Annotated in this window: 22 protein-coding genes; 7 read left to right on the top strand and 15 right to left on the bottom strand. The window is 66.5% G+C overall.

The features are described from left to right. Window positions 1–261: 261 nt before the first annotated feature. Window positions 262–690, bottom strand: a complete 429-nt coding sequence (locus RSD66_RS11810; protein WP_024354725.1) for a CBS domain-containing protein — start codon at window positions 688–690, stop codon at window positions 262–264. 70 nt (window positions 691–760) lie between these two features. Further along, a complete protein-coding gene (locus tag RSD66_RS11815; protein ID WP_029673610.1) occupies window positions 761–1,429 on the bottom strand; it encodes a rhomboid family intramembrane serine protease in 669 nt (222 codons plus the stop codon). Between the two features lie 143 nt (window positions 1,430–1,572). Between RSD66_RS11815 and hfaA the strand changes: the two genes are divergently transcribed. The 4 genes from hfaA to RSD66_RS11835 all read left to right on the top strand — a co-directional run bounded on the left by hfaA (window position 1,573) and on the right by RSD66_RS11835 (window position 7,215). Continuing rightward, window positions 1,573–1,992 (top strand): holdfast anchoring protein HfaA, encoded by a 420-nt coding sequence (hfaA, locus tag RSD66_RS11820; RefSeq protein WP_415287942.1) that lies wholly within the window; start codon window positions 1,573–1,575, stop codon window positions 1,990–1,992. Next, a complete protein-coding gene (gene hfaB, locus RSD66_RS11825) occupies window positions 1,989–3,011 on the top strand; it encodes a holdfast anchoring protein HfaB (protein ID WP_024354728.1) in 1,023 nt (340 codons plus the stop codon). Before hfaA ends, hfaB begins: the two co-directional genes overlap by 4 nt. Next, a complete protein-coding gene (gene hfaD / locus RSD66_RS11830) occupies window positions 2,938–4,191 on the top strand; it encodes a holdfast anchor protein HfaD (RefSeq protein WP_415287943.1) in 1,254 nt (417 codons plus the stop codon). The genes hfaB and hfaD overlap by 74 nt, the downstream gene beginning before the upstream one ends. A 138-nt stretch (window positions 4,192–4,329) precedes the next feature. Further along, on the top strand, window positions 4,330–7,215 hold the full coding sequence (locus tag RSD66_RS11835) for a M16 family metallopeptidase (protein ID WP_415287944.1): 2,886 nt from the start codon (window positions 4,330–4,332) through the stop codon (window positions 7,213–7,215). A 113-nt stretch (window positions 7,216–7,328) separates the two neighbouring features. Here RSD66_RS11835 and RSD66_RS11840 read toward each other — a convergent pair whose 3' ends face one another. Beyond that, on the bottom strand, window positions 7,329–8,234 hold the full coding sequence (locus tag RSD66_RS11840; RefSeq protein ID WP_415287946.1) for a hypothetical protein: 906 nt from the start codon (window positions 8,232–8,234) through the stop codon (window positions 7,329–7,331). 188 nt (window positions 8,235–8,422) lie between these two features. Continuing rightward, window positions 8,423–8,953 carry a gamma carbonic anhydrase family protein gene (locus RSD66_RS11845; RefSeq protein WP_024354732.1) on the bottom strand — a complete coding sequence of 177 codons (531 nt, stop codon included), beginning with the start codon at window positions 8,951–8,953 and terminating at the stop codon, window positions 8,423–8,425. A gap of 299 nt (window positions 8,954–9,252) precedes the next feature. Here RSD66_RS11845 and RSD66_RS11850 point away from each other — a divergent pair, with 299 nt between their 5' ends. Further along, window positions 9,253–10,032 (top strand): PhoH family protein, encoded by a 780-nt coding sequence (locus RSD66_RS11850; protein ID WP_415289593.1) that lies wholly within the window; start codon window positions 9,253–9,255, stop codon window positions 10,030–10,032. 398 nt (window positions 10,033–10,430) lie between these two features. Here the strand turns inward: RSD66_RS11850 and dxs are convergent, their stop codons facing one another. The 5 genes from dxs to RSD66_RS11875 all read right to left on the bottom strand — a co-directional run bounded on the left by dxs (window position 10,431) and on the right by RSD66_RS11875 (window position 14,629). Then, window positions 10,431–12,341, bottom strand: a complete 1,911-nt coding sequence (gene dxs / locus RSD66_RS11855; protein WP_415287947.1) for a 1-deoxy-D-xylulose-5-phosphate synthase — start codon at window positions 12,339–12,341, stop codon at window positions 10,431–10,433. 67 nt (window positions 12,342–12,408) lie between these two features. Beyond that, the gene (locus RSD66_RS11860) at window positions 12,409–13,281 is read right to left on the bottom strand and encodes a polyprenyl synthetase family protein (protein ID WP_155802490.1); all 873 of its coding nucleotides are present in this window, start codon (window positions 13,279–13,281) and stop codon (window positions 12,409–12,411) included. A 35-nt stretch (window positions 13,282–13,316) separates the two neighbouring features. Beyond that, window positions 13,317–13,673, bottom strand: a complete 357-nt coding sequence (locus RSD66_RS11865; protein WP_024354736.1) for a tRNA-binding protein — start codon at window positions 13,671–13,673, stop codon at window positions 13,317–13,319. Continuing rightward, window positions 13,673–13,930, bottom strand: coding sequence for an exodeoxyribonuclease VII small subunit (locus tag RSD66_RS11870; protein WP_004370819.1), 258 nt, complete (start codon window positions 13,928–13,930; stop codon window positions 13,673–13,675). Before RSD66_RS11870 ends, RSD66_RS11865 begins: the two co-directional genes overlap by 1 nt. A gap of 60 nt (window positions 13,931–13,990) precedes the next feature. Then, window positions 13,991–14,629 (bottom strand): histidine phosphatase family protein, encoded by a 639-nt coding sequence (locus RSD66_RS11875; RefSeq protein WP_024354738.1) that lies wholly within the window; start codon window positions 14,627–14,629, stop codon window positions 13,991–13,993. A gap of 234 nt (window positions 14,630–14,863) precedes the next feature. On the opposite strand from RSD66_RS11875, the gene RSD66_RS11880 reads away from it, so the two are divergent. Then, window positions 14,864–15,391 (top strand): GNAT family N-acetyltransferase, encoded by a 528-nt coding sequence (locus tag RSD66_RS11880; protein ID WP_415287949.1) that lies wholly within the window; start codon window positions 14,864–14,866, stop codon window positions 15,389–15,391. Window positions 15,392–15,412: 21 nt separating this feature from the next. After that, on the top strand, window positions 15,413–16,591 hold the full coding sequence (locus RSD66_RS11885) for a vWA domain-containing protein (protein ID WP_415287950.1): 1,179 nt from the start codon (window positions 15,413–15,415) through the stop codon (window positions 16,589–16,591). Here the strand turns inward: RSD66_RS11885 and RSD66_RS11890 are convergent. The 6 genes from RSD66_RS11890 to RSD66_RS11915 all read right to left on the bottom strand — a co-directional run bounded on the left by RSD66_RS11890 (window position 16,588) and on the right by RSD66_RS11915 (window position 21,733). After that, window positions 16,588–17,832 (bottom strand): hypothetical protein, encoded by a 1,245-nt coding sequence (locus RSD66_RS11890; protein WP_415287951.1) that lies wholly within the window; start codon window positions 17,830–17,832, stop codon window positions 16,588–16,590. The two genes, RSD66_RS11885 and RSD66_RS11890, sit on opposite strands and share 4 nt — an antisense overlap. 130 nt (window positions 17,833–17,962) lie before the next feature. Then, the gene (locus RSD66_RS11895; RefSeq protein WP_024354741.1) at window positions 17,963–18,145 is read right to left on the bottom strand and encodes a CsbD family protein; all 183 of its coding nucleotides are present in this window, start codon (window positions 18,143–18,145) and stop codon (window positions 17,963–17,965) included. Window positions 18,146–18,209: 64 nt separating this feature from the next. Further along, on the bottom strand, window positions 18,210–18,680 hold the full coding sequence (locus tag RSD66_RS11900) for an NUDIX domain-containing protein (RefSeq protein ID WP_024354742.1): 471 nt from the start codon (window positions 18,678–18,680) through the stop codon (window positions 18,210–18,212). Between the two features lie 51 nt (window positions 18,681–18,731). Further along, window positions 18,732–19,775 (bottom strand): sensor histidine kinase, encoded by a 1,044-nt coding sequence (locus RSD66_RS11905; RefSeq protein WP_024354743.1) that lies wholly within the window; start codon window positions 19,773–19,775, stop codon window positions 18,732–18,734. 3 nt (window positions 19,776–19,778) lie between these two features. Continuing rightward, complete coding sequence (locus RSD66_RS11910; protein WP_004370806.1) at window positions 19,779–20,201, bottom strand: response regulator; 423 nt, start codon at window positions 20,199–20,201, stop codon at window positions 19,779–19,781. Beyond that, window positions 20,198–21,733, bottom strand: a complete 1,536-nt coding sequence (locus RSD66_RS11915; protein ID WP_415287953.1) for a sensor histidine kinase — start codon at window positions 21,731–21,733, stop codon at window positions 20,198–20,200. Before RSD66_RS11915 ends, RSD66_RS11910 begins: the two co-directional genes overlap by 4 nt. Between the last annotated feature and the right edge of the window lie 47 nt (window positions 21,734–21,780).

Genomic DNA, 21,780 nt, shown 5'->3' on the forward strand with positions numbered 1-21,780 from the left:
TCCCTCAACTCAATCCAGCGATTCGATTGAAGCGCGGAACCTAACCGATCCAACCGTCCGAAGCAAGGAGCTTTTTCAAACCCCCGCCCCGTCCAAAACCCCGAAAACTCAGTCTCCGAAGCCCCGTCGGGCCAGCCCGTCTCCGAGCGAGGCGGCGATATACGAGGCGCTTTTCTCGAGGGCAATAGGCAAAACCAGCTTTTCCGATCTATCCACAGATCGAGCCTTTATGCACAGGTCGCCCAGCGCCTTAGCCGCCCCCTACCCCGCCGCTATATAGGTACGCAGGCTTTCGGCCTCATGCGTGGCCTGGGCGATCTGGCATTTGACCACGTCGCCGATCGAGACGACGCCGGCCAGACGCTTGTCCAGCAGGACAGGCAGGTGGCGGATGCGGCGGTCCGTCATTCGGGCCATCAACGCTTCAACGGTCTCGGCCGGATCGGCGAAGACCACCTCGCTGGTCATATAATGGGAGACAGGGCGCTCCAGGGCCTGCGTCCCGTCTCGAGAAATCGCGCGCACAATGTCGCGCTCGGACAGGACGCCCACCACGCCGTCGCCTTCGCAGACGATCAAAGCCCCCACCTGACGGCGCTCGAGCTCGGCGCAGGCTTCATTCAGATTGGCGTCCGGCGCCAGTGTGAACACTGCGCCTCCCTTGCCCTTGAGAATCTCGGCGACCAGCATGGCGACTTCCTCCTGATGGGCAGGCCGTCGTCCGCGCGTCGCGGGCGGGCCGCAAGACCAACAGGTTGGCTCAGACGCCGCCGATAGGCAAATCACGGCGCGCGGCGAACCAGCCCCCGATCGGCCCGATGGCGAGAATGCCGAACACGAAGCCGATGGCGTGCGCCTCCCAGGCGATGCGGGCGCCGTCCGCTCCCGGCGCCAGACCGATCAGACCCACAATGAGATTCACCGCCATCCAGGCCGCCGAAGCGCGCAACACCATCGGATGGAACAGCGGAAGGACGCGCCCATGCCCGCCCATCAGCCTGGTGGCGGCTCCGATCAGGCCGAAGACCGCGCCCGAGGCGCCGACCAGCGGCCCCATGCTGTGCGGATGCACCAGGCCATAGCCCAGGGCCGCCACGACGCCGGCCGCTATATAGAAGAGGATGAAGACCAGCGGTCCCGGTCCGCGTTCCATCAGACGGGCGACGGGTGCGCCGAAGGCCAGCGCGCCCACCGCATTCATCGTCACATGAGCCCAGCCCCCGTGCAGCAGCATGGAGGTGAACAGGCCCTGCCAGTCGCCCGCCCACAGCCTTGCCGGAACGAAAGCCATCGACACTCCCAGATCAGGAAGCCGCTCCTGCAGATAATAGAGCACCGGCATGGATGCTGCGATCAGCAGAGGCAGGAAGGGCGCGTTGAACATCTTTTCGCGCGGCGGCCGCGGCGAACGGGCGTCAGATTGGGACATTCGTCCTTGATGAGGCCAGTCGCATTCCAGCTCAAGGCGTCGTTTTGCGCCATTCCGAGACTGATACGGTCTGGCACGGTCATTGCGAGGGCCCTTCCAGAAGTTCTCGGGAGCGCCTGATGCCGTCTCATAGACTGACACTCATGACCGTTGCGGCCGCCGCCGCCGTGCTGGCGAGCCTGCCTGCCGGTTCGGCCGTCGCGCAGTCGACCGGCTCAGCTGGAGCGGGCCAGTTCCAGGCCGGCTACGGCGCCTCGCGCTACACCACCGCCCAGGCCAGCCGCGGCACGACCCGCGACGCCAACGGCAACCGCCTGGTCGTCGACGGCATCATCCAGCAGAACGGCAGCGCCTATTCGCGAAGCGACAGCAGTGCGTCGTCCAGCATTTTCAACGGCGGCGTCGGCTCGAGCGGCGGGACCAGCATCGGCGGCTCGACCGCCATCGGCAACAACCTGAATGTGGTGGTCCAGGGCAACCGCAACACGGTCGTCGTCAACTCCAACCAGACCAACACCGGCGACATCAACGCCGGCACCACCCTGAACGGGCCGCGTCCATGAAAATCTCAGCCATCCGTCGCTCGCCTGTGCGCGCCCTCGGCTGCGTCGCCGCCGCCGCCGCCCTGCTGGGCGGTTGCGTCAGCACCTCCGCCGGACCGTCGGGCCAATACGCCAAGCCGATCGGCAACGCCCCGGTGACGTCGAACCCGACGCCCTATTCGACCGCGCTCTACTGCCTGGCCGACTATGCGCGCCGCTATAACCTGCCCTCGCCGCGCATGGCCGTGGGTCGGATCAGCGACTACACCGGCTCCATCTCTTCGGACGGCGGGCGTCAGATCACCCAGGGCGCGTCCCTGATGGCCAACACCGCCCTGGCCAAGGCCGGCGCCCGCATCGTCGAGCGCTACGACACCTCGGTGTCGGAGCTGGAGCTGCGCTACGCCAACAACAAGCTGATCGGCGACGACGTGCCGAACGGCGGAGCCCAGGACGCCGCCTTCCGCCGCATCCTGGCCGGTCAGGTGCCGGGCTCGGACTTCTATGTGGTCGGCGGCATCACCGAGGTGAACTACAACATCCGCTCGGGCGGCTTCGACGTCGCCGGCGGCGAGGTGAAACAGAACGGCGGCTCGGGCCTGATCACCGGCAAGGTGTTCGTGATGAACGTCGCGATCGACCTGCGTCTGGTGCAGACCACCACCCTCGAGGTTGTGGATGTCGTCTCCTATCAGAAGCAGATCGTCGGCCGCGAAGTGTCGGCAGGCGTGTTCGACTTCCTGAACGGCAACGTCTTCGACATTTCCGCCGGGTCCAGCGGCCTTGAGCCTGTTCAACTGGCCGTCCGCGCCCTGGTCGAACGCGCCACGGTCGAGTTCATGGCCAATCTCTACGGCGCCCCCGGCCCGGAAATCTGCCTCAACCCCGCCAACGACCCGCTGGCCGACAGCCCTGTCGGCGCCACCGGCGGCTACTATCCCGCTTACGCAAACACGGACACGAACAATGGCCAAACTCGCGCCGACCCGTCTCGCTGGCACGATCGCCGCGACAGCGCTGTGCGTAGCGGCGGCCGCTGAGGCTTCCGCTCAAGATCGCGGGCTGGTCCTGAATGAGCAGCTCAACCTTGGCGACGTCATCAGCGGTCAACGCCTGAACGTCGTCAACGTCAGCGACAACGTCGCCGTGTCGAACGCCGCCATGGGCAACGCCCTGTCCGGCGGCGCCGAAGGCCGCGCCGCCGACATCCGTTCGACCCAGGACATGCAGGGCTCCGCGATAGCGGACACCTCCCTGACCCTGCGCGGCGATACGGGCTATGTGAACAGCGTCACCCAGGCGCGCGGCAACTATCTGGCCGCGACCGCCGTCAACACCGGCATCGACGTCGACGCCGGTCAGAATCTGGATGGCGACGTCACCGCGCGCACTCGGGTCGAGGAGACCGGCGCCCGCCTGAACTACGGCGGCCACGTCTCAGCCGACGCGATCGGAAACACCGTCGCCCTGGGCGCCAGCGGCACGGGCGACCAGCGCGGCGCCATCACCGGCCGCGCCGATCAGAACTCGACCGGTCAGATCTACGCCGAGAACGAAGCCCGCTTCACCTATGCCCCGGCCCCGGCGGTCTTCACCAGCCATGCTTCGGCCAATGCCGTGCAGGCGACTTCGACCCCTAACTCGCACCAGGATCTGTCAGTCAGCCAGAACGCCTCCGGCGCCGGGGTCACCGCCTGGACCGGCGTGTGGGCGGGCAACGCCTGGGACATCGCCGCGCGCAGCCGCGCCGCCTCCAACCAGGCCGCCTTCTACAACCAGGGCGGCGCTTTGCTGGTCGACGTGGACCAGCAGAACTCGGCCGAGGTTCTGTCGCGCACCGAGCTCAGTTCCTACGACTTCGGCGCCGCCTATTCGACCGCCGAGGCTGTCGGCAATGAGGTTCATGCGGGCAACAACGACATCTATGTCAGCATCGACAACACCCAGATGAACACCGGCGGCGTCACCGCCAGCGCCGGGTTCACCGGCCAGAACGGCTACGACGCCTATGTCGGGGCCAATGCGGCGGGCAACGCCGTCACCGGCTTCGCCTGTTCGACCTGCGGCGGCGACCTGAACGTCCGCAACAGCCAGACCAACGCAGGCGACGTGCGCGCTACGGCGACCGCCACCGTCAACGGTTGGGGCCGCAATGTCGTCGCCGGCGCCAACGCCGTCGGCAACACGGCGACCTTCTATGTCGCACGACCGGGAAATTAACTTTCGGTAACTTGAGCTAGTCAAGCTCGTTTGTCACCGTAAACAGGCGCGAGGCTGAAGAAGCTTCGCGCCTGTCTTACGTGCAGGGCCGCAATCAGTCCCGGGGGCCGCCCGCTCGCACGTCGCGGAGACCACCGAATGCGATCCCCTCGCCCTCGCCGCCTGCTTCTGCTCGCCGCGTCCAGCCTCGCCCTGATGGGCGGCGCGGCCCTCCCTGCCGTCGCTTTGACGCCGCCTTCGGCCGTCGCGACGCAGAACGCTCAACCATCCAAGCCCTGGGCTCAGGCGGCCAGCGACATCCCGGCTGACGCGGCCGTACGTTTCGGCGTCCTGCCCAACGGCATGCGCTACGCCATCATGAAGAACGCCACCCCGCCGGGTCAGGCGTCGCTGCGCCTGCGGATCGCGGCCGGTTCCCTGATGGAGAACGAAGACCAGTTGGGTCTGGCCCACTTCATGGAGCACATGGCTTTCAACGGCACGACGAATGTGCCCGAGAACGAGCTGCTGCGGATTCTGGAGCGTCTCGGCCTGGCCTTCGGCGCCGACACCAACGCCTTCACCAGCTTCGACCAGACCGCCTATACGCTGGAGCTGCCGCGCACCAACGACGAGACGGTCGACACCTCGCTGCGGATCATGCGTGAACAGGTCTCCGAGGCCCTGATGAAGGCCGAAGACATCGATTCCGAACGCGGCGTGATCGAGGGTGAAGAGCGCCTGCGCAACACCCCGGCCCTACGCTCGCTGAAAGCCCAGATCGCATTGCTGGCGCCGGGCCAGCGCCTGTCAAACCGCCTGCCGATCGGCGACCTCAGCATCATCCGCAGCGCCCCTCGCGAACGCTTCGTCGAGTTCTATGAGGCCTATTACCGCCCCGAGCGCGCCACCATGATCGCGGTCGGCGACTTCGACGTCGATCAGATGGAAGCCAAGATCAAGGCGACCTTCTCGGACTGGACGCCCAAGGCCGCCGACGGCCCCGAGCCCGATCTGGGACAGGTCGCCCCGCGTCAGCCCGAGACCCGCATCCTGGTCGAGCCGGGCGTGCAGTCGTCGGTTCAGCTGAACTGGATCCGCAACCCCGACCTCGATCCCGATACGGCGTCCGAACGCCGCGACGCCCTGTTGCAGAATCTGGGCATGGCCGTGCTGAACCGCCGTCTGGGCGAACTGGCCCGCGCGGACAACCCGCCCTTCATCGGCGCCGGCGGCGGACAGGGCACCCTGTTCAAGACCCTCGACCTGGCCAGCGTCTCGGCCGCCTTCAATCCCGGCGGCATCCAGCGCGCGCTGGAAACCATCGAACAGGAACAACGCCGCCTGGTGCAGTTCGGCGTGTCCCAGATCGAACTGGATCGCGAGATAGCCAACAGCCGCGCCGCACTCGAAACGGCGGTGCAAGCCGCAGCCACACGCAGCACCCCCGCCCTGGCGAACGCCCTGCTGGGCGCCGTCAACGACGACAAGGTCTTCTCCTCGCCCGCCACCAACCTCGCCTTGTTTGAAGCCACGGTGAAAGACCTGCAGGCGGCCCAGGTCAGTGAGGCCGTCAAGCGCGCCTTTGAAGGTCAGGGGCCCCTGGCGCTGGTCGTCACGCCCGAGCCGATCGAAGGCGGCGAGGCCGGCGTCACCACCCTGCTGGAAGCCAGCCGCGCCACGCCGGTCGCCGCCCCGGCGGAACAGGCGGCTCTGGATTGGCCCTACGCCGACTTCGGCGCCGTCGCCACGCCCGCCTCGACCACCGAAGTCGCCGCCGTCGGCGCCACGGTCGTCACCTTCCCCAACGGCGTGCGCCTGACCGTCAAGCCGACGACCTTCAAGGACCAGCAGATCCTGATTTCGGTCCGCACCGGCATCGGCGAGATGGGCCTGCCGACCGATCGCTTCACCGCTCAGTCCCTGGCCCCGATGGTCTTCACGGCGGGCGGCCTCGGCAAGCTGACGGCCGATGAGCTGAATCGGGTCCTGACCGGCAAGATCTATGGCGCTGGTTTCAACATCGACAGCGACGCCTATCAGTTGTCGGGCGCCACCCGTCCGGCCGATCTGCAACTGCAGATGCAGGTGCTGGCCGCCTATCTGACCGATCCGGGCCTGCGTCCGGCGCCGTTCGAACAGATCAAGGCCGTCCTGCCGCAGTTCATGGCGCAGCAGATGGCGACCCCCAGCGGCGCCTTCGGCCTTCAAGCCTCGGGCCTGCTGGCCAGCGGCGACAAGCGCGAATCCATGCCTTCGCCTGCGGAAATCGCCGCCTTCACCCTGGATGAACTAAAGCAGGGCGTGGTTCAGGGCCTGGCGACCGGTCCCATCGACATCGTCATGGTCGGAGACGTCAAGATCGAGGACGCAGTCGCCTCCGTCGCCTCGACCTTCGCCGCCCTGCCTGCTCGCGCCCCGGCCGCCCAGCCTCTGGCCGGTTCGGACCAGCGCCGCTTCCCCGCGCCGACGGCCCAGCCGATCCGCCTGACCCACGCCGGTCCGGCCGAGCAGGGCCTGGCCTATGTCGCCTGGCCGACCACCGACGCCGTCAACGACCGGACCGAAGCGCGCAAGGCCTCCATCCTGGCCGAAGTCCTGAAACTGCGTGTCATGGAGGAGATCCGCGAGAAGCAGGCCCTGGCCTACTCGCCCGGCGTCCGCGCCTCGTCGTCCGACGTGTTCACGGGCTACGGCTCCATCTCGATCACCGCCGACACGGCGCCCGAGAAGTTCGACGCCTTCTTCGCCGCCGTCGACGCCATCATCGCCGACCTGCGCGACAAGCCGGTCAGCGAGGACGAGTTGAATCGCGCGCGCCTGCCGGTGATCGAAAGCCTGCGCCGCAGCCAGGCGGGCAATGAATACTGGCTCGGCCAACTGGAGGATCTGGCCGCCAGGCCCGCTACGCTGGAACAGATCCAGACGCACATCAGCGATCTGGAATCTTTCACCGCCGCCGACATTCAGGCGGCCGCGCGCCAGTACCTGAAACCGGATGCGGCGTGGAAGGCCGAGGTGGTCTCGGTCAACGCCACTCAATAACGAAGAAAGGGCCCCGTTCTGCAAGGAACGGGGCCCAGTCGTTTAGGCCTATCGACGGAGAGTCGATGGCTGAGACTAGACGCCGGCGTCTGTCGCCAGGCTGAACAGCGGGTTCAGAAAACCCGGCCGCCGACCCCGCCGTCCATCATGATCATGCCGGTAGAGGCGGCGCCCTCGACCATCTCCTCGCGATACTCGGTGTAGGTCTCTTCGCGGATCATGGTCAGAACCTTCACGCCGGCGCCGTAACGGCGCAGCAGCGAGCGCTCATTACACTGACGCGCCTGCTTTTCAGGACGGCATTCCAGACGGCCGCCGGCGCCGTGCCACAGGGCGTCGCCCTTGTTGCAGGCCGTGGTTTCGCCGGCCGCGCCTTCCGCCTCGCTGACGGTCCACTGCAGCTTTGTCCCCGCCAGGCAGCGGTACAGTTCGCCGTCGTAGCTGTCCGCGACGTCGCGGCCCGGAACGACCTGGGACGCCGGGTGCGGCACATTGCGGTCGTCGATGCAGACGGCCTGCAGCACGACCTGTTTCTCGATACGGCGCGACGCGGTGAAGGGCACCCGCACCATCTGCATCCCGCCCTGGACGTTCAGTCCCTGAATGGTGGTGGGATAGGGCTGATCGACGTTGAAATAGGCCCCGCCGCCGCCCGCCACGATCACCGTGGACGCCGCGCGCGATCCGGCCGAGGCGCGCGCCGAGGCGTTGGCGCTGGCGTTCGCATTGACGTTGACGTTGACGTTCACATTGCCGCCGCCAGAGCCGCAGCACGGAGGGGGCGGAGGCGGCAGGCATCCTCCGCCGCCGCAGGGCGGCGTCACCGGCGGGCGCGGGGGCAGACAGCCGGTGGGGCCGCAACCGCCGCCCGGCGGCGTCACCGGCGGGGTGATCGGCGTCGGCGGAGGCAAAATCGGCGTGGGCGGCGGCGGCGGCAGGCAACTGGACGGCCCGCACTGCGCCGCAGCCGCATCAGCAACCGCCATCAGCCCCACAAAGGCCACAGCGCCGGCCAGCATTTTCGTAATCCCTATCCGCATGGGATCGGACTCCTGCATTGATCGTCAGCAGAGGCAATGCAAGCGCCGGGCCGTTTCGAGTGTCCGCCAATGGGCTGTTTCATCCCCTCATGCGCGAGTTTGCGCCGTTCCGGCCCGTTAGTCGCAGCGCCTGTCCCATTGTGATCCGTGCCATTGTGGGGCGACGGTCAGTCGATCCGCTTCAGGTCTGTCACATAGCGCCGCCAGTTCTGGACATAGTGCTGCGCCGACATGCGCAGACCCTCGATCTGACCCTCTTCCAATTCCCGCACCACCTTGCCGGGCTGGCCCATGACCAGACTGTTGTCGGGAATGACCTTACCCTCGGTGATCAGGGCGTTGGCGCCGATCAGGCAGTTCTTACCTATGCGCGCGCCGTTCAGGACGACCGCGCCGATGCCGATCAGGCTGTTGTCGCCGATTTCGCAGCCGTGCAGCATCACCTTATGCCCCACCGTAACCCCGGCGCCGATCGTCAGGGGCGATCCGAGGTCGGTATGCAGGATGCTGCCGTCCTGAATATTGCTGTCGGCTCCGATGACGATGGGGTCGTTGTCGCCGCGCAGCACGGCGTTGAACCAGATGCTGGCGCCCGGATGCAGAATCACATTTCCTAGGACGGTCGCACTGGGAGCAATCCAGTATTCGCCTTCCGCTGGAAGCTGAGGCTTGCTGTCGCCCAGACTGTAAACACTCATCCGCACACCGCCTATTCTTCTTAAAATGAAGGCTTTAACCCTTCAGAAACCACGTTAGCATCAGTCTGTTGATGCGATTCGGCAGGCCCCATTCGCCCCCGGATCCGAAGCCGGATCAAGCCCGGTCCGGTCAGATGCTGGAGAATGCGCTTGGCGTGTTCGCGACCAGTTCGGGGACGGCGACGCACCTGCTGCGGCGAAGACCCTGCGACCGTTCGGGACGGCTGCGCGACTTCGGCCCCCACCTCCCCCACCGACGACCAAGGCGAGACCCAGCCGGGCTCGCCTTTTTTCATGCCCTGGAGGCGTCCATGAGCAAACGATCGGCCATCAAGCGTCAGCTGCGCGAAGGCGTGCTGGATTCGCCCGAATTCATTCAGGACGCCAAGGTACGGCGATTGCCCGCCCGCGTTGGCGGCTGGTCGCCCCTGCCTTCGAATGATGAGCGGGACCAGGCCTATATGAAGACGCTGAAGCCCAAGTCCGACGGCCAGGCCGAACTGATGGACGCCGTCGACCACGCCAATCTGGTGCTGGCGCTGGGCCCGGCAGGCACGGGCAAGACCTATCTGGCCGTCGCCAAGGCGGTCGAGGCGCTGGAGGCGGGCAAGGTCGGCCGCATCGTCCTGAGCCGTCCCGCAGTCGAGGCCGGGGAATCGATCGGCTTCCTGCCCGGCGACATGGAGGACAAGCTGGCCCCCTATCTGCGCCCGCTCTACGACGCCCTGTCGGACCGTCTGTCGATGAAGCGGGTCAAGGCCCTGATGGCCGAGGGCCTGATCGAGATCGCCCCCATCGGCTATATGCGCGGTCGCACGCTGAACAACGCCTTCATCGTCGTGGATGAGGCGCAGAACTGCACCTACGTCCAGTTGAAGATGCTGCTGACCCGGCTGGGCTGGCACTCGACCATGGTGGTCACCGGCGACCCGCACCAGTCGGACCTGCTGCCCGGCGTGTCGGGCCTGTCCGACATCGCCGACAGACTGGAGGCCGTGCCCGAAATCGCCGTCGTCCGACTGGCCGAGCGCGACATCGTGCGCCATCCGCTGGTCGCCAGCATGATCGGGGTGCTGTGACCCTCGCCCGACTCTGATGAGAGAAGGAAAAAATAGAGTCCAATTCGTCTGAATCGTCTGAAATCTCCCCTCGGCCCGGATACAGTCTAGCACAGGCGCCGAGGGGGGATGGCCGATTGCGATTTAGGCTCGCGCGTGATCGCCGTCGTTCACCATCTGCTTGTGACGGACATAGTCGGAATGTTGCGATCCTTTCGCGCACCTTCTCCCTCCCCTTCATGGGGAGGGTGGTCGCGCAGCGACCGGGTGGGGAGGGCTTGGTGATACGGAACTCAGGCGGTCCTGAATCCAAGCGGTCACGGCTCAACGCCTGAATAGCGAAGCCGCCCCCACCCGGCTTCGCCCTACGGGCTCCGCCACCCTCCCCATGAAGGGGAGGGAGAGGCGTTGCGCCTATGTCAGGCGCGTACCGCCCGGCTGGCGTCGACGCCCAACGCCGTCACGGCAGCGGCGGCGATGTGTTCGGCGCTGAGGCCGGCCTGGGCGTACATGACCTCGGGCTTGTCCTGATCCTGGAAGATGTCGGGCAGGTGAAGGGTGCGGACCTTCAGCCCGCCGTCCAGCGCGCCCTTCTCGGCCAGCAGTTGCAGCACGAAGGCGCCGAAGCCGCCCATGGCGCCTTCTTCCACCGTGATCAGCGCCTCATGTTCGCGCGCCAGACGCAGGATCAGATCGGCGTCCAGCGGCTTGGCGAAGCGGGCGTCGGCGACGGTGGCCGAGACGCCGCGCGCGGCCAGCATATCGGCCGCCTTCAACGATTCCTGCAGGCGGGTGCCCAGCGACAGGATGGCGACCGACGTGCCTTCGCGCACGATGCGGCCCTTGCCGATCTCCAGCGGGGCGGCCAGTTCGGGGATGTCGACGCCCACGCCCTCGCCGCGCGGATAGCGGAAGGCGCTGGGGCGGTCGTCAATGGCGAGCGAGGTCGAGATCATGGACGCCAGTTCGGCCTCGTCGGCCGCCGCCATCAGCACCATGCCCGGCAGGGCGCCCATATAGCCGATATCGAACGACCCGGCGTGGGTCGCGCCGTCCGCGCCCACCAGACCGGCGCGATCCATGGCGAAGCGCACCGGCAGGGACTGGATCGCCACGTCGTGCACGACCTGATCGTAGCCGCGCTGCAGGAAGGTCGAATAGATGGCGCAGACCGGCTTCATCCCATCAGCGGCCAGACCGGCGGCGAAGGTCACGGCGTGCTGTTCGGCGATGCCGACGTCGAAGGTGCGATCCGGGAAGGCCTGGCCGAACAGGTCCAGCCCGGTGCCCGACGGCATGGCGGCGGTCACGGCCATGACAGTCGGATCGACCTGCGCGTGCTTGATCAGCTCGGTCCCGAACACCTTGGTGTAGCTGGGCGCGTTGGAGATGGCCTTGGCCTGCTTGCCCGACACCACGTCGAACTTGACCACGGCGTGCAGCTTGTCGGCGCTGCTCTCGGCCGGAGCGTAGCCCTTGCCCTTCTGGGTGACGACGTGGACCAGCACCGGGCGGTCGGTGATGGCCGCCGCATTCTTCAGAATGGGGACCAGATTCTCCATGTCGTGACCGTCGATCGGCCCGACGTAGTAGAAGCCCAGCTCCTCGAACAGGGTGCCGCCGACGATCATGCCGCGAGCGTATTCCTCGGCCTTGCGCGCGGCGTCGCGGAAGGGACGCGGCATATGGTCGACGAACTTCTTCCCGACCTTGCGGATATTCTGATAGGCGCCGCCCGAAACCTGTTTGGCCAGATAGGCGCTCATGCCGCCGACGGGCGGAGCGATCGACATGTCGTTGTCGTTCAGGATGACCATCAGCTGGCCGCTGGTGGCCTCGGCGGCGTTGTTCATCGCCTCATAGGCCATGCCCGCCGACATGGAGCCGTCGCCGATGACGGCCACGACGCGGTTGTTCCCGCCCTTGGCGTCGCGCGCGGCGGCGAAGCCCAGCGCCGCTGAGATGGAGGTCGAGGCGTGGGCCGCGCCGAAGGGGTCGTATTCGCTCTCGGACCGCTTGGTGAAGCCCGACAGGCCGCCGCCCTGTCTCAATGTGCGAATCCGGTCGCGCCGCCCGGTCAGGATCTTGTGCGGATAGCACTGGTGGCCGACGTCCCAGATCAGAATGTCCTGCGGCGTCTCGAAGACGTGATGCAGGGCGACCGTCAGTTCGACCACGCCCAGACCCGCGCCCAGGTGCCCGCCGGTCACCGACACGGCGTCGATGGTCTCGGCCCGCACCTCCTCCGCCAGCTGTTTCAGCTGGGGAATGTCGAAGCCCCGCGTGTCAGCAGGAAACTTGACGGTGTCGAGAAGCGGGGTGTTGGGCATAGGGATCGGGGGCCTTCAGACGACGGAGCGTCAAACAGTAACCCGCTGAGGGCGGGCGCGTTTCCTATCAGGACCGGCGTTTAAGCACAAAGTCCACGCTGGCCTTGAGGATTTCGGCCTCATGACCGAACAGGTCAAGGTGCGAGCGGGCCTGATCGGCCAGATGCGCGACCCTCTGTCGCGCCGCATCGACGCCCAGCAGGGTGACGAAGTTGGTCTTGCCCAGGGCCGCATCCTTGCCGCCTGCGGCCTTGCCCATCTCTTCGGCGGAGCCTTCCGCATCCAGAACATCGTCGACGATCTGATAGGCCAGGCCGATGTCGTGGGCGAAGCTTGTCAGGGCGTGCCAGGCGGCTTCGTTGGCGTCGGCGACGATCAGGGGAATCTCGAAGGCATAGGCGAACAGGGCGCCGGTCTTCAGCCGCTGCATCCGGGCCACTCCGCCCAGATCATCGCGCACCCCCATCAGGTCGATCATCTGGCCGCCCGCCATGCCGCGCGCACCCGAAGCGAAGGACAGACGCCGCGCCAGTTCGCAGCGCACCGCCGCCTCGTCGTGGGTGTCCTCATCCAAAATGATATCGAAGGCCGCCGTCTGCAGCGCGTCGCCCGCCAGAATGGCCGTCGCTTCGTCATAGGCGATGTGCAGGGTCGGGCGGCCGCGCCGCACGTCGTCGTCGTCCATCGCCGGCAGATCGTCATGCACCAGCGAATAGGCGTGGACGCATTCCAGCGCGCAGGCGGCGCGCAGGACGGCGCGGTCGTCCGCCTCAAGCATCCGGCCCGCCTCAATGGCGAAGAAGGGACGCAGGCGCTTGCCCGGCCCCAGGGCGGCGTAACGCATGGCCTCGGTCAGGCGCACTTCCGGTCCATCGGCGCGCGGCAACAGTTCATCCAGCGCCACGGTGACGACATCGGCGACCTCAGCGACGCGGTCGATGACGGCCTGCTCCGGCGAGTTGGCGGCCAGCACCTTCAAAACAGCCTCCCGCCCAGCGGCAGGTCGCGATCGACGCCGACCAGGACGACGTTCCCCTCCGCATCCGGGAAGCCGAGGGTCAGCACCTCGGACATCACCGGGCCGATCTGGCGCGGCGGGAAGTTGACGACGGCGGCGACCTTGCGGCCGTCCAACTGGTCCAGGGTGTAATGATGGGTGATCTGGGCCGAGGACTTCTTGACGCCGATGGCGTCGCCGAAGTCGATGGTCAGCTTATAGGCGGGCTTGCGCGCCTCGGGGAAAGGTTCGGCCTTGATGATCCGGCCGACGCGCACGTCGACCTTCATGAAGTCGTCGAAGCCGATCTGCGGCGCGAGGTCGGTCGCGGACATCAGCCGAACTCGGCCGGTTCGACGCCCTTGGCCTGGCCGTCGGCGCCGACGACGATCTTCTCGACCCGCAGCTGGGCGGCCTTCAGCCGCGCCTCGCAGTGAGCCTTCAGCCGCGCGCCCTCTTCGTACAGGGCGATGGACTCTTCGAGCGGCGCCTGACCCGATTCCAGGCGCGAAACGATGCCCTCCAGACGCGACAGGGCGTCCTCGAAGCTGAGATCGGCGGGCACGGCGGGGGAAACGGATGCGTCGGTCATGATGGGCGCAACCTAGAGAGGCGCGCGCGCCGCTTCAACGGCCTTCCTGAGGCCGCGACGTCAGCGCTTCACGAAACGGCGCTGGGACCAGTATTTGAAGCCCTGATTGTGGGCCAGTCGCCAGCCATGCGCCTTCAGCCGCTGGCCGACCATATGGTTGAAATAGCCGTGCGCCAGCACCAGCACGTCATGACCTTCAGAGGCGCGGGCGATCAACACGCGCGCGGCCTGATCGGCGCGGACCTCGGCCTCGGCGCGGGTTTCCTGACCCTCATGATGATTGAAGGCGTGCCACCAGATGCGCGAAATCACGCCCCAATAGCGCGGCGACAGCTTGATCCAGGCGGGAAAACGCGGCGGCGGCAGGGGCGCTTCGATGAACAGGGCGTCGACCAGCACGTCGCGATCCGGCGCCACCGCTCTGGCGGTTTCCTGCGCGCGCGGCCGTGTCGAAGCGTAGATGGCCCCCGCTCCTTCGGCCGCCGTCAACAGCGCCTGAGGCGGCGTCTGGCCTGCGCGCAGGCCGCCGATCTCATAGCGGCCCCACCAGTCGCGATATTGATCCGAGGTGATCATGCATTTGCGCGACAGGGCCGGTTCGCCGTGGCGCGCCAGCGTAATGGCCCCATAGGCGACTTCAGCCCCGGCGGAGCGGGCGGCCGCGACCGGCGTCTGAGTTGCGGATTCGGAATGAGTCATGAGCGCAGGAGAAGTCATAGCACGGGGATCGGCCTGTGAAACCAAGGCCTTGGCGTCCCTTAACCTCCCCATCCGAGCATTGGCGTGCGCCGCGGACGACGCACCTTGGACAAAGGTGGTAGCCCTCGTCGCCCGCCCCTGCAACCACGCAAAGGTGACGAGGCTGCGATGATGTCGCCACGCGGGTCTCGACACGCCTTCACCCGACGCCCGCCCGGCGCTATTGCGTCGATCATGAGCGACCCTGTGATCCGCCCCGCCCGTCCTGACGACGCCGCCGCCCTGGCCGTGCTGGGACGCCAGACCTTCATCGACACCTTCGTCACCGGCTTCGGCATTCCCTATCCGGTCGCCGACCTGACCGCCTTTCTGGACGCCAGCTTCAACGCCGAGGCCATCACCACCAAGCTGGCCGACCCGGGCGCCGCCTGGTGGGTCGCGGAGCGCGACGGCGAACTGCTGGCCTTCGCCAACGCAGGGCCGAACACCCTGCCCCACCCCGACGGTCGCGCCAGCCACGCCGAGCTGCGCCGCCTCTACGTCAGCAAACAGGCGCAGGGGCTGGGCCTCGGCACGAAGCTGCTGAAAATCTCGCTGGACTGGATGGAGGCCAATACCGACGGCCCCCTGTGGATCGGCGTCTGGAGCGGCAACCACAAGGCGCAAAAGCTGTACGCCGCCTACGGTTTCGAGAAGGCCGGCGAGTACCAGTATCCGGTCGGCGCCTGGATGGACGACGAGTTCATCTTGCGGCGCGGCTAGGCCGGGGCCAGTCTTAAACCCATGCTGCTGCCCTTCTTCACCGCCCTGCGCGAGGCCAAAGTGCCTGTGTCGCTCAAGGAATGGCTCCATCTGATGGAGGCCATGGACAAGGGCGTCGGCGGCCGCGACATCGAGGCCTTCTACCACCTGTCGCGCGCCGTCCTGGTCAAGGACGAGAAGCATTACGACCGCTTCGATCAGGTCTTCGGCAAGGTGTTCAAGGGGCTGGAAGGCGTCAGTCCCGGCGAAGAGATCACCGCCGACATCCCCGAGGACTGGCTGCGGCTGCTGACCGAAAAATACCTGACCGACGAGGAGAAGGCGCAAATTGAGGCGCTCGGCGGTTTCGACAAGCTGATGGAGACGCTGAAGCAGCGGCTGGAGGAGCAGAAGGAGCGCCACCAGGGCGGCAACAAGTGGATCGGCACGGGCGGAACCAGCCCCTTCGGCCACGGCGGCTATAACCCCGAAGGCGTGCGCATCGGCGGCCCGGGGCGGCACGGCCGCGCGGTCAAGGTCTGGGAAAAGCGCGAATACAGGAACCTGGACGACACGGTCGAACTGGGCACGCGCAACATCAAGGTCGCCCTGCGCCGCCTGCGCCGTTTCGCCCGCGAAGGCGCGGCCGAAGAACTGGACATCGACGGCACCGTCGACGGCACGGCGCGTCAGGGCTGGCTGGACATCCAGATGCGGCCTGAGCGGCGCAATACGATCAAGGTGCTGCTGTTCCTCGACGTCGGCGGCTCGATGGACGGCCATATCCAGCTATGTGAAGAGCTGTTCTCAGCCGCGCGGACCGAGTTCAAGAACCTGGAGTTCTTCTACTTCCACAACTGCCTCTACGAAGGGGTGTGGAAGGACAACCGGCGCCGCCACAGCGAGCGCATCCCGACCTGGGACCTGATCCATAAATATCCCGGCGACTGGCGCGCCATCTTCGTCGGCGACGCGACCATGTCGCCCTATGAAGTGACCATGCCCGGCGGCTCGGTCGAGCACTGGAACGAGGAGGCGGGCGCCGTCTGGCTGAAACGCGCCCGCGAACAGTGGGACAAGTCGGTCTGGCTGAACCCCGTGCCTGAGCGCCACTGGTCCTACACGCCTTCGGTGAACCTGATCGGCGAGGTTATGGAGCACCGCATGTTCCCCCTGACGCTGGAGGGGCTGGAACGGGCGATGCGGACGCTGGCGCGCTAATCGACGCTCAGCGCGCCGAAGGCGGGCTGGATGCCCGTTGCAGTCTCCTGACGGAAGAAATAGCGGCCGGGGTGGAGGAAGAAGGTCGCCTCCGACGCGCCGGGCGGCAGCAGATAGTGATCCGACGGCGGACCGGCGGCGGCTTCCGCCATCGACAGGGCCTGAATGAGCACCTGCTCGTCCAGCGGCGGAACCTTGACCGTCACGCGCCGCCGCTCGGGATCCGCCGCCAGCCACCCAGGGCGGCCCGCCACGGACGCCATGCGCGGATGGAAGACCGACATATCCATCTTTCCGGCATAGTTGGGCGTGGCGATGCTCTCGTCATCCTTTGACGCCACGATCGGGGCATCGGGCGCAAAACGGGCCAGGACGGCGGCCACGTGGGGGGCATCGTTCTGAGGCGCGAGCGCGGGCCAGTTCATCGACTGCTCAATGGTCAGCGGATCGATGCCCGTCTTGGCCTTGAGACGCGCGGCGAACCATAGGCCGCCCCGTCCTTCGGTCTCCATCGCGTGACTGTAGCCGACGAAGACGAAAACGCGCGCCTCGGGGTGGGCCGACAGGATGTTGGCGATCAGGTTGTCGGCCTGCGCCTCTTCACGCGCCGCGATCTGCGCTGCGCTGTCCGCGCCCTCGGGCGCCCTTTGGTCGAAGCGCTGTTCATAGTCCGAGAAGCGGTAACCGAGCCGGGCCGCCTCGCGCACCATCTCGGCGAAAACCGGATCGTGGGTGTAGTAGCCGTAGCTGGCCAGGAAGGGCGCGCCCCTCGCATAGGCGCCGATCCGGACAAGGGGGTCAGGCTGAGGCGGGGTGAAGGTCTCGGCGGCGAACCAGTCATAGCCCAGCGGGCGCAGCGCCCGCATGACCCGCGCGGCGAATGCCCTGTGCCCGGAAATATTGTGCGCTTCATTCAGGATGACGATGCGGGTGTTGCGCGCCGCCTCGGTAATGGCCTCGATCGCATCGCGGGCCACGGCGCGGTCAAGATCCGGCGGAACGACTGTCGGCCGAGGCGGCCGTTCGTCCAGACCGACGGCGGTCTCCTCATCGCCCAGAAAGGACGCGAACTGGCTGAGCATCTGGCGCGCGGCCTCGTCGCCAGCTTCGGACCTGGCCTTCAGGTCCAGATAGGTCGGCAGATAGCGACCTTCGGTGAAGAAGAGCTCGTCATTCGACAGCGCCTCCTGCGGCCAAACAGGAGTCGCACGCGCTACGCCCGCCCCTGCAGCCCCTAACAAGATCGATCGACGCGACCACATCCGCTTGCTTCCCCCCAGCAGCGACTGACATGACGACGATACTTAAAACAGATTTCGGCAGCACTGTGGCCGCGACCGCCGCCCAGCAAGGGCGGCGGTCGAGACGAAATCAGTCCTTGTCGCCCTTCAGGGCGTCCTTGACGCCGCCGACGGCGTTCTGGACCTTGCCCGCGACCTGATCGGCGCGGCCTTCGGCTTTCAGCTTTTCATCGCCGGTGACCTTGCCGGCGGCTTCCTTGATCTTGCCGCCGATGTTCTTGGCGGCGCCTTCGATGCGGTCGTGATCGGCCATGGGGAGCTTCCTGTCTGACGGCCGCCGGGACTGGCGGCCTCTCAGGGAAAACAACCCTTTCTGCTCAACCCGGTTCCGAGGCTGCGGCATGACGGTCGCGCAGCCAGCGGGCTACGGCCCAGCTGTGGGCCTCATGGCGCAGGCTGAACAGGACGCGCATCGGCTCCATCCAGACCAGTTCGTGGTCGGCTTCCTGTTTGGTCGAGGGGTCGGCGCCGGTCACGCTGACCACCCAGACGCCGCCGACGTTGTTCACCGGCGTGCCGTCAGACTTGAGGAAATACTGCCCCGCCTCCGTCAGGCGGTCGACCGGCTGGATGATCAGGCCGGTCTCTTCAGCGAACTCGCGGACCAGGGCCTGCTGTTCGGTCTCCTCGCCATCCAGGGCGCCGCCGGGCAGATCGTAATAGACGACCCCTTCGCCGCGATCCACGCGGACGCAGGCCAGACGGCCTTCACGCTCGGCGATGCCGAAAACAGCGGGGCGGTGGATGTAGTCGAGGCCCGGGCGGGCCGTGCCGAACTGAAGCTTCATTTCACCGAGCTTAAACCCGCCGCGCCGCCGGGCGAAAGCCCAAATGCACGCTCAGAGGTCGAACGCCAGTCGTGCGCGCACGCCATGATGCGCCGGGTCCACCTCAATGGCCGAGCGCAGGCCGCTGGCCATCGCCGAGATGATCTTGGAGCCCAGGCCGGTGCCCTTGGGCGCGCCGTCGCCAAGACCCGGCCCGTCGTCCTCGACAGTCAGCAGGGCTCGCCCGCCGCCCTCCGCCTGTTCCAGGATGATGCGGATTTCGCCTGCCGCGCCGGGCTCATAGGCGTATTTGACGGCGTTGGTGACCAGTTCGGTCACGATGACGCCCAGAGACACGGCCTGATCCGTCGTCACCCTCAGGGGTTCGGCGCGCAGGGTCAGGCGCGACCCGTCGCCATCCGGCCCGATCGACTTGCTCAGTTCCTCGACCAGCCCAGCCAGATATTCATCCATCTGCACCCGTTCGACATCGGCCGAGGTGTAGAGGCGGCGGTGGACATGGGCGACGGCCTCAATGCGGACCTGAGCCTCGCGCAGGGCGGCCCGCGCGCCTTCGTCGGCGAGCTGGCGCAGTTGCAGGGAGATGAAGCTGGAGACCAGTTGCAGCGAGTTGCCCACGCGGTGATTGACCTCGCGCAGCAGAGCCTCGGCGCGGTCGCGCTCTTGCCGCACTTCATCGTTCGCTCGCTGGTTCTCATGCTCCAGACGGCGACGCAGCAGGGCGTCCTCGACCGCCGAACGCAACAGGGCGGTGAAGTCCTCGGACACGTCCTTGATGACGTAGTCGGCAGCGCCCGCGCGCAGGGCGGCCACGGCGATCCGCCCGTCCTGCGCACCGGTGACATAAACCACCGGCGGCGGAGTCGGCAGGGCCAGGATGTCCGGCAGAACGTCCAGTCCTTCGCGGCCCGGCATATAGTGATCCAGGGCGCAGACATCGAAGGCTTCCGCCTTGAGCGCCTCATAGCCCGCATCGGCGTCGGGCGCGCAGACGACCTGATAACCGTGGCGCTCCAGTTCCTTCTGGACCAGGCGCGATAGGCCGCGATCATCGTCGATGTATAGAAGCCGTATGGGAGGCTGGACCTGATCCACGTGTCAGATCTCGGGGGCTTGCATGACGGAAAGGAACAGGCCCAGCTGACGGATCGCGCCCGCGAAGGCCTCATAGTCGACCGGCTTGGTGATGTAGACGTTGCAGCCCAGGTCGTAGCAGCGCTGGATCTCGCCCTTGTCGTCCGTGGTGGTCAGCACCACCACCGGGGCGCGTCGCAGGCGCTCGTCCGCCTTGACCCGCTCAAGGATATCCGTGCCCGACATGTCCGGCAGATTGAGGTCCAGAAGGATCAGCAGAGGGCCGCTGCGGCGAACCTCTTCCTGAAAGAGATAATCCAGCGCCGCATCGCCATGGTCGAAATGAACGATGTCGTTGGCGATATTCGCCCGCCGGATGTTCTTCTCAATGAGCTTGGCGTGGCCATGGTCGTCCTCGACCATGACGATCTTCACCGAGTGGCTCACAGGCGATCTCCTTGATAGTCACCCAGCATAATCAGACGCTTCGGAAATTTTAGGTAAAAAGTCGAGCCTTCGCCCAGTTCGGATTCGACGTCGATCACGCCGCCCATCCGGCGAACGATGTTGCGTACGAACGCCAGACCCAGGCCTTCCCCCGGCGTGTCCTGCTTGCCCGAGCGCCGGAACAGCTCAAATATCCGTTCATGATCCCGAGGCGAGACGCCCCGGCCGTTATCTCGCACAGCATAAGAGACCCAGCCGTCCGGCTCCTGCCGGCCGCTGACCTCGATATGGATCGGTCGGCCCGGCTGCTGATACTTGACGGCGTTGTCGATCAGATTGCTGAAGACCTGCTCGATCGACAGACGGTCGTTCTCCATCGCAGGCAGGTCGCTGATCGTGATCTCGCCGCCCGTTTCGGCGACCTGGTGGCTGACGGTGTCAGCGATAGCGCGGACCATGGCCGTCATATCGAGCGTCTCGGGCTGAAGGGCGCGACGCCCCTCGCGCGACAGGCGCAGGATGGCGTTGATCAGCCGGTCCATCTTGGCCGTCGAGGTGCGGATAAAGCCCACCGCTTCGGGCGCATCCTCGCGCACTGAACGCAGCGCCTCAGCGTCCACAAGCTGCGGGTGGGTCGCCTCCAGCGAGGTCAGCTGCTGTTCCAGAGCCTTGCTGACCTGCTCCAGCTCGGACGTGTAGCCCATGACATTGACAAGGGGCGCGCGCAGATCGTGGCTGACGATATAGGCGAACCGCTGGATTTCCTCATTGGCGCGGGTCAGTTCAGCGGTGCGGTCACGGACCTCGTTTTCAAGCCCGGCGTTGACGCGGTCGAGTTCGAAATGCGCCTCCTCGATCTCGGCCACATAGCGTCGCACCATCCAGACGCTGATGCCCGCCAGGATCAGCACCAGAACCGCCGCCAGGGCGTTGACGGCGACCGTGACCGTCTGCGCCCGCTCGGACTGACGCGTCCTTTCCGTCAGACGCCGCGCCTCGACCGCATCCACTGCAGACAGCTCGACGCGGATCTGGTCCATCAGAAACTTGCCGCGACCGTTACGGATCAAGGACACCGCTTCGCCGATGCGCCCCGTTCGCGTCAGCTCGATCGTGTCCGCCATCAGTTTCAGACGCTCGCGATAGAGCCCCTTCACCTTGGCCACGCGGCGGGCCTGATCCTGATCGCCGACCGCCAGTTGCTCCATCCGCTCTACCACGCCCGGCAGCTTGGCCACCGCGTTCTCGTGCAGCCCCAGATATTCGGTCCGAGCCGTCAGCATGAAGCCTCTCTGACCCGTCTCGGCCTCGGTCAGCAGCATCAGCATGTCCTTGGCCGCCAGACGCACCTGCTGGCTGTGGTCGACCGTATCGTTATAGGTCGCCGTCCGCTGGATCATGACGAAGGTCGCGGCGTTCACCGCCATCAGCAACAGGATGGCCAGCGCCAGAAGCGCGATGATGGAGCGACTGAGGGTCGGGGTGCGCAGGAAGGTTCCGAAGGTGCGCAGGGCCGGCCGAATGCGTTTCATGGCCGGAACCATATTCGCCGCCTGCGCGGTGTCCAGCGATTAACCGT

The organism is Brevundimonas sp. S1H14, assembly GCF_047716865.1.
GTDB classification, from domain to species: domain Bacteria; phylum Pseudomonadota; class Alphaproteobacteria; order Caulobacterales; family Caulobacteraceae; genus Brevundimonas; species Brevundimonas naejangsanensis.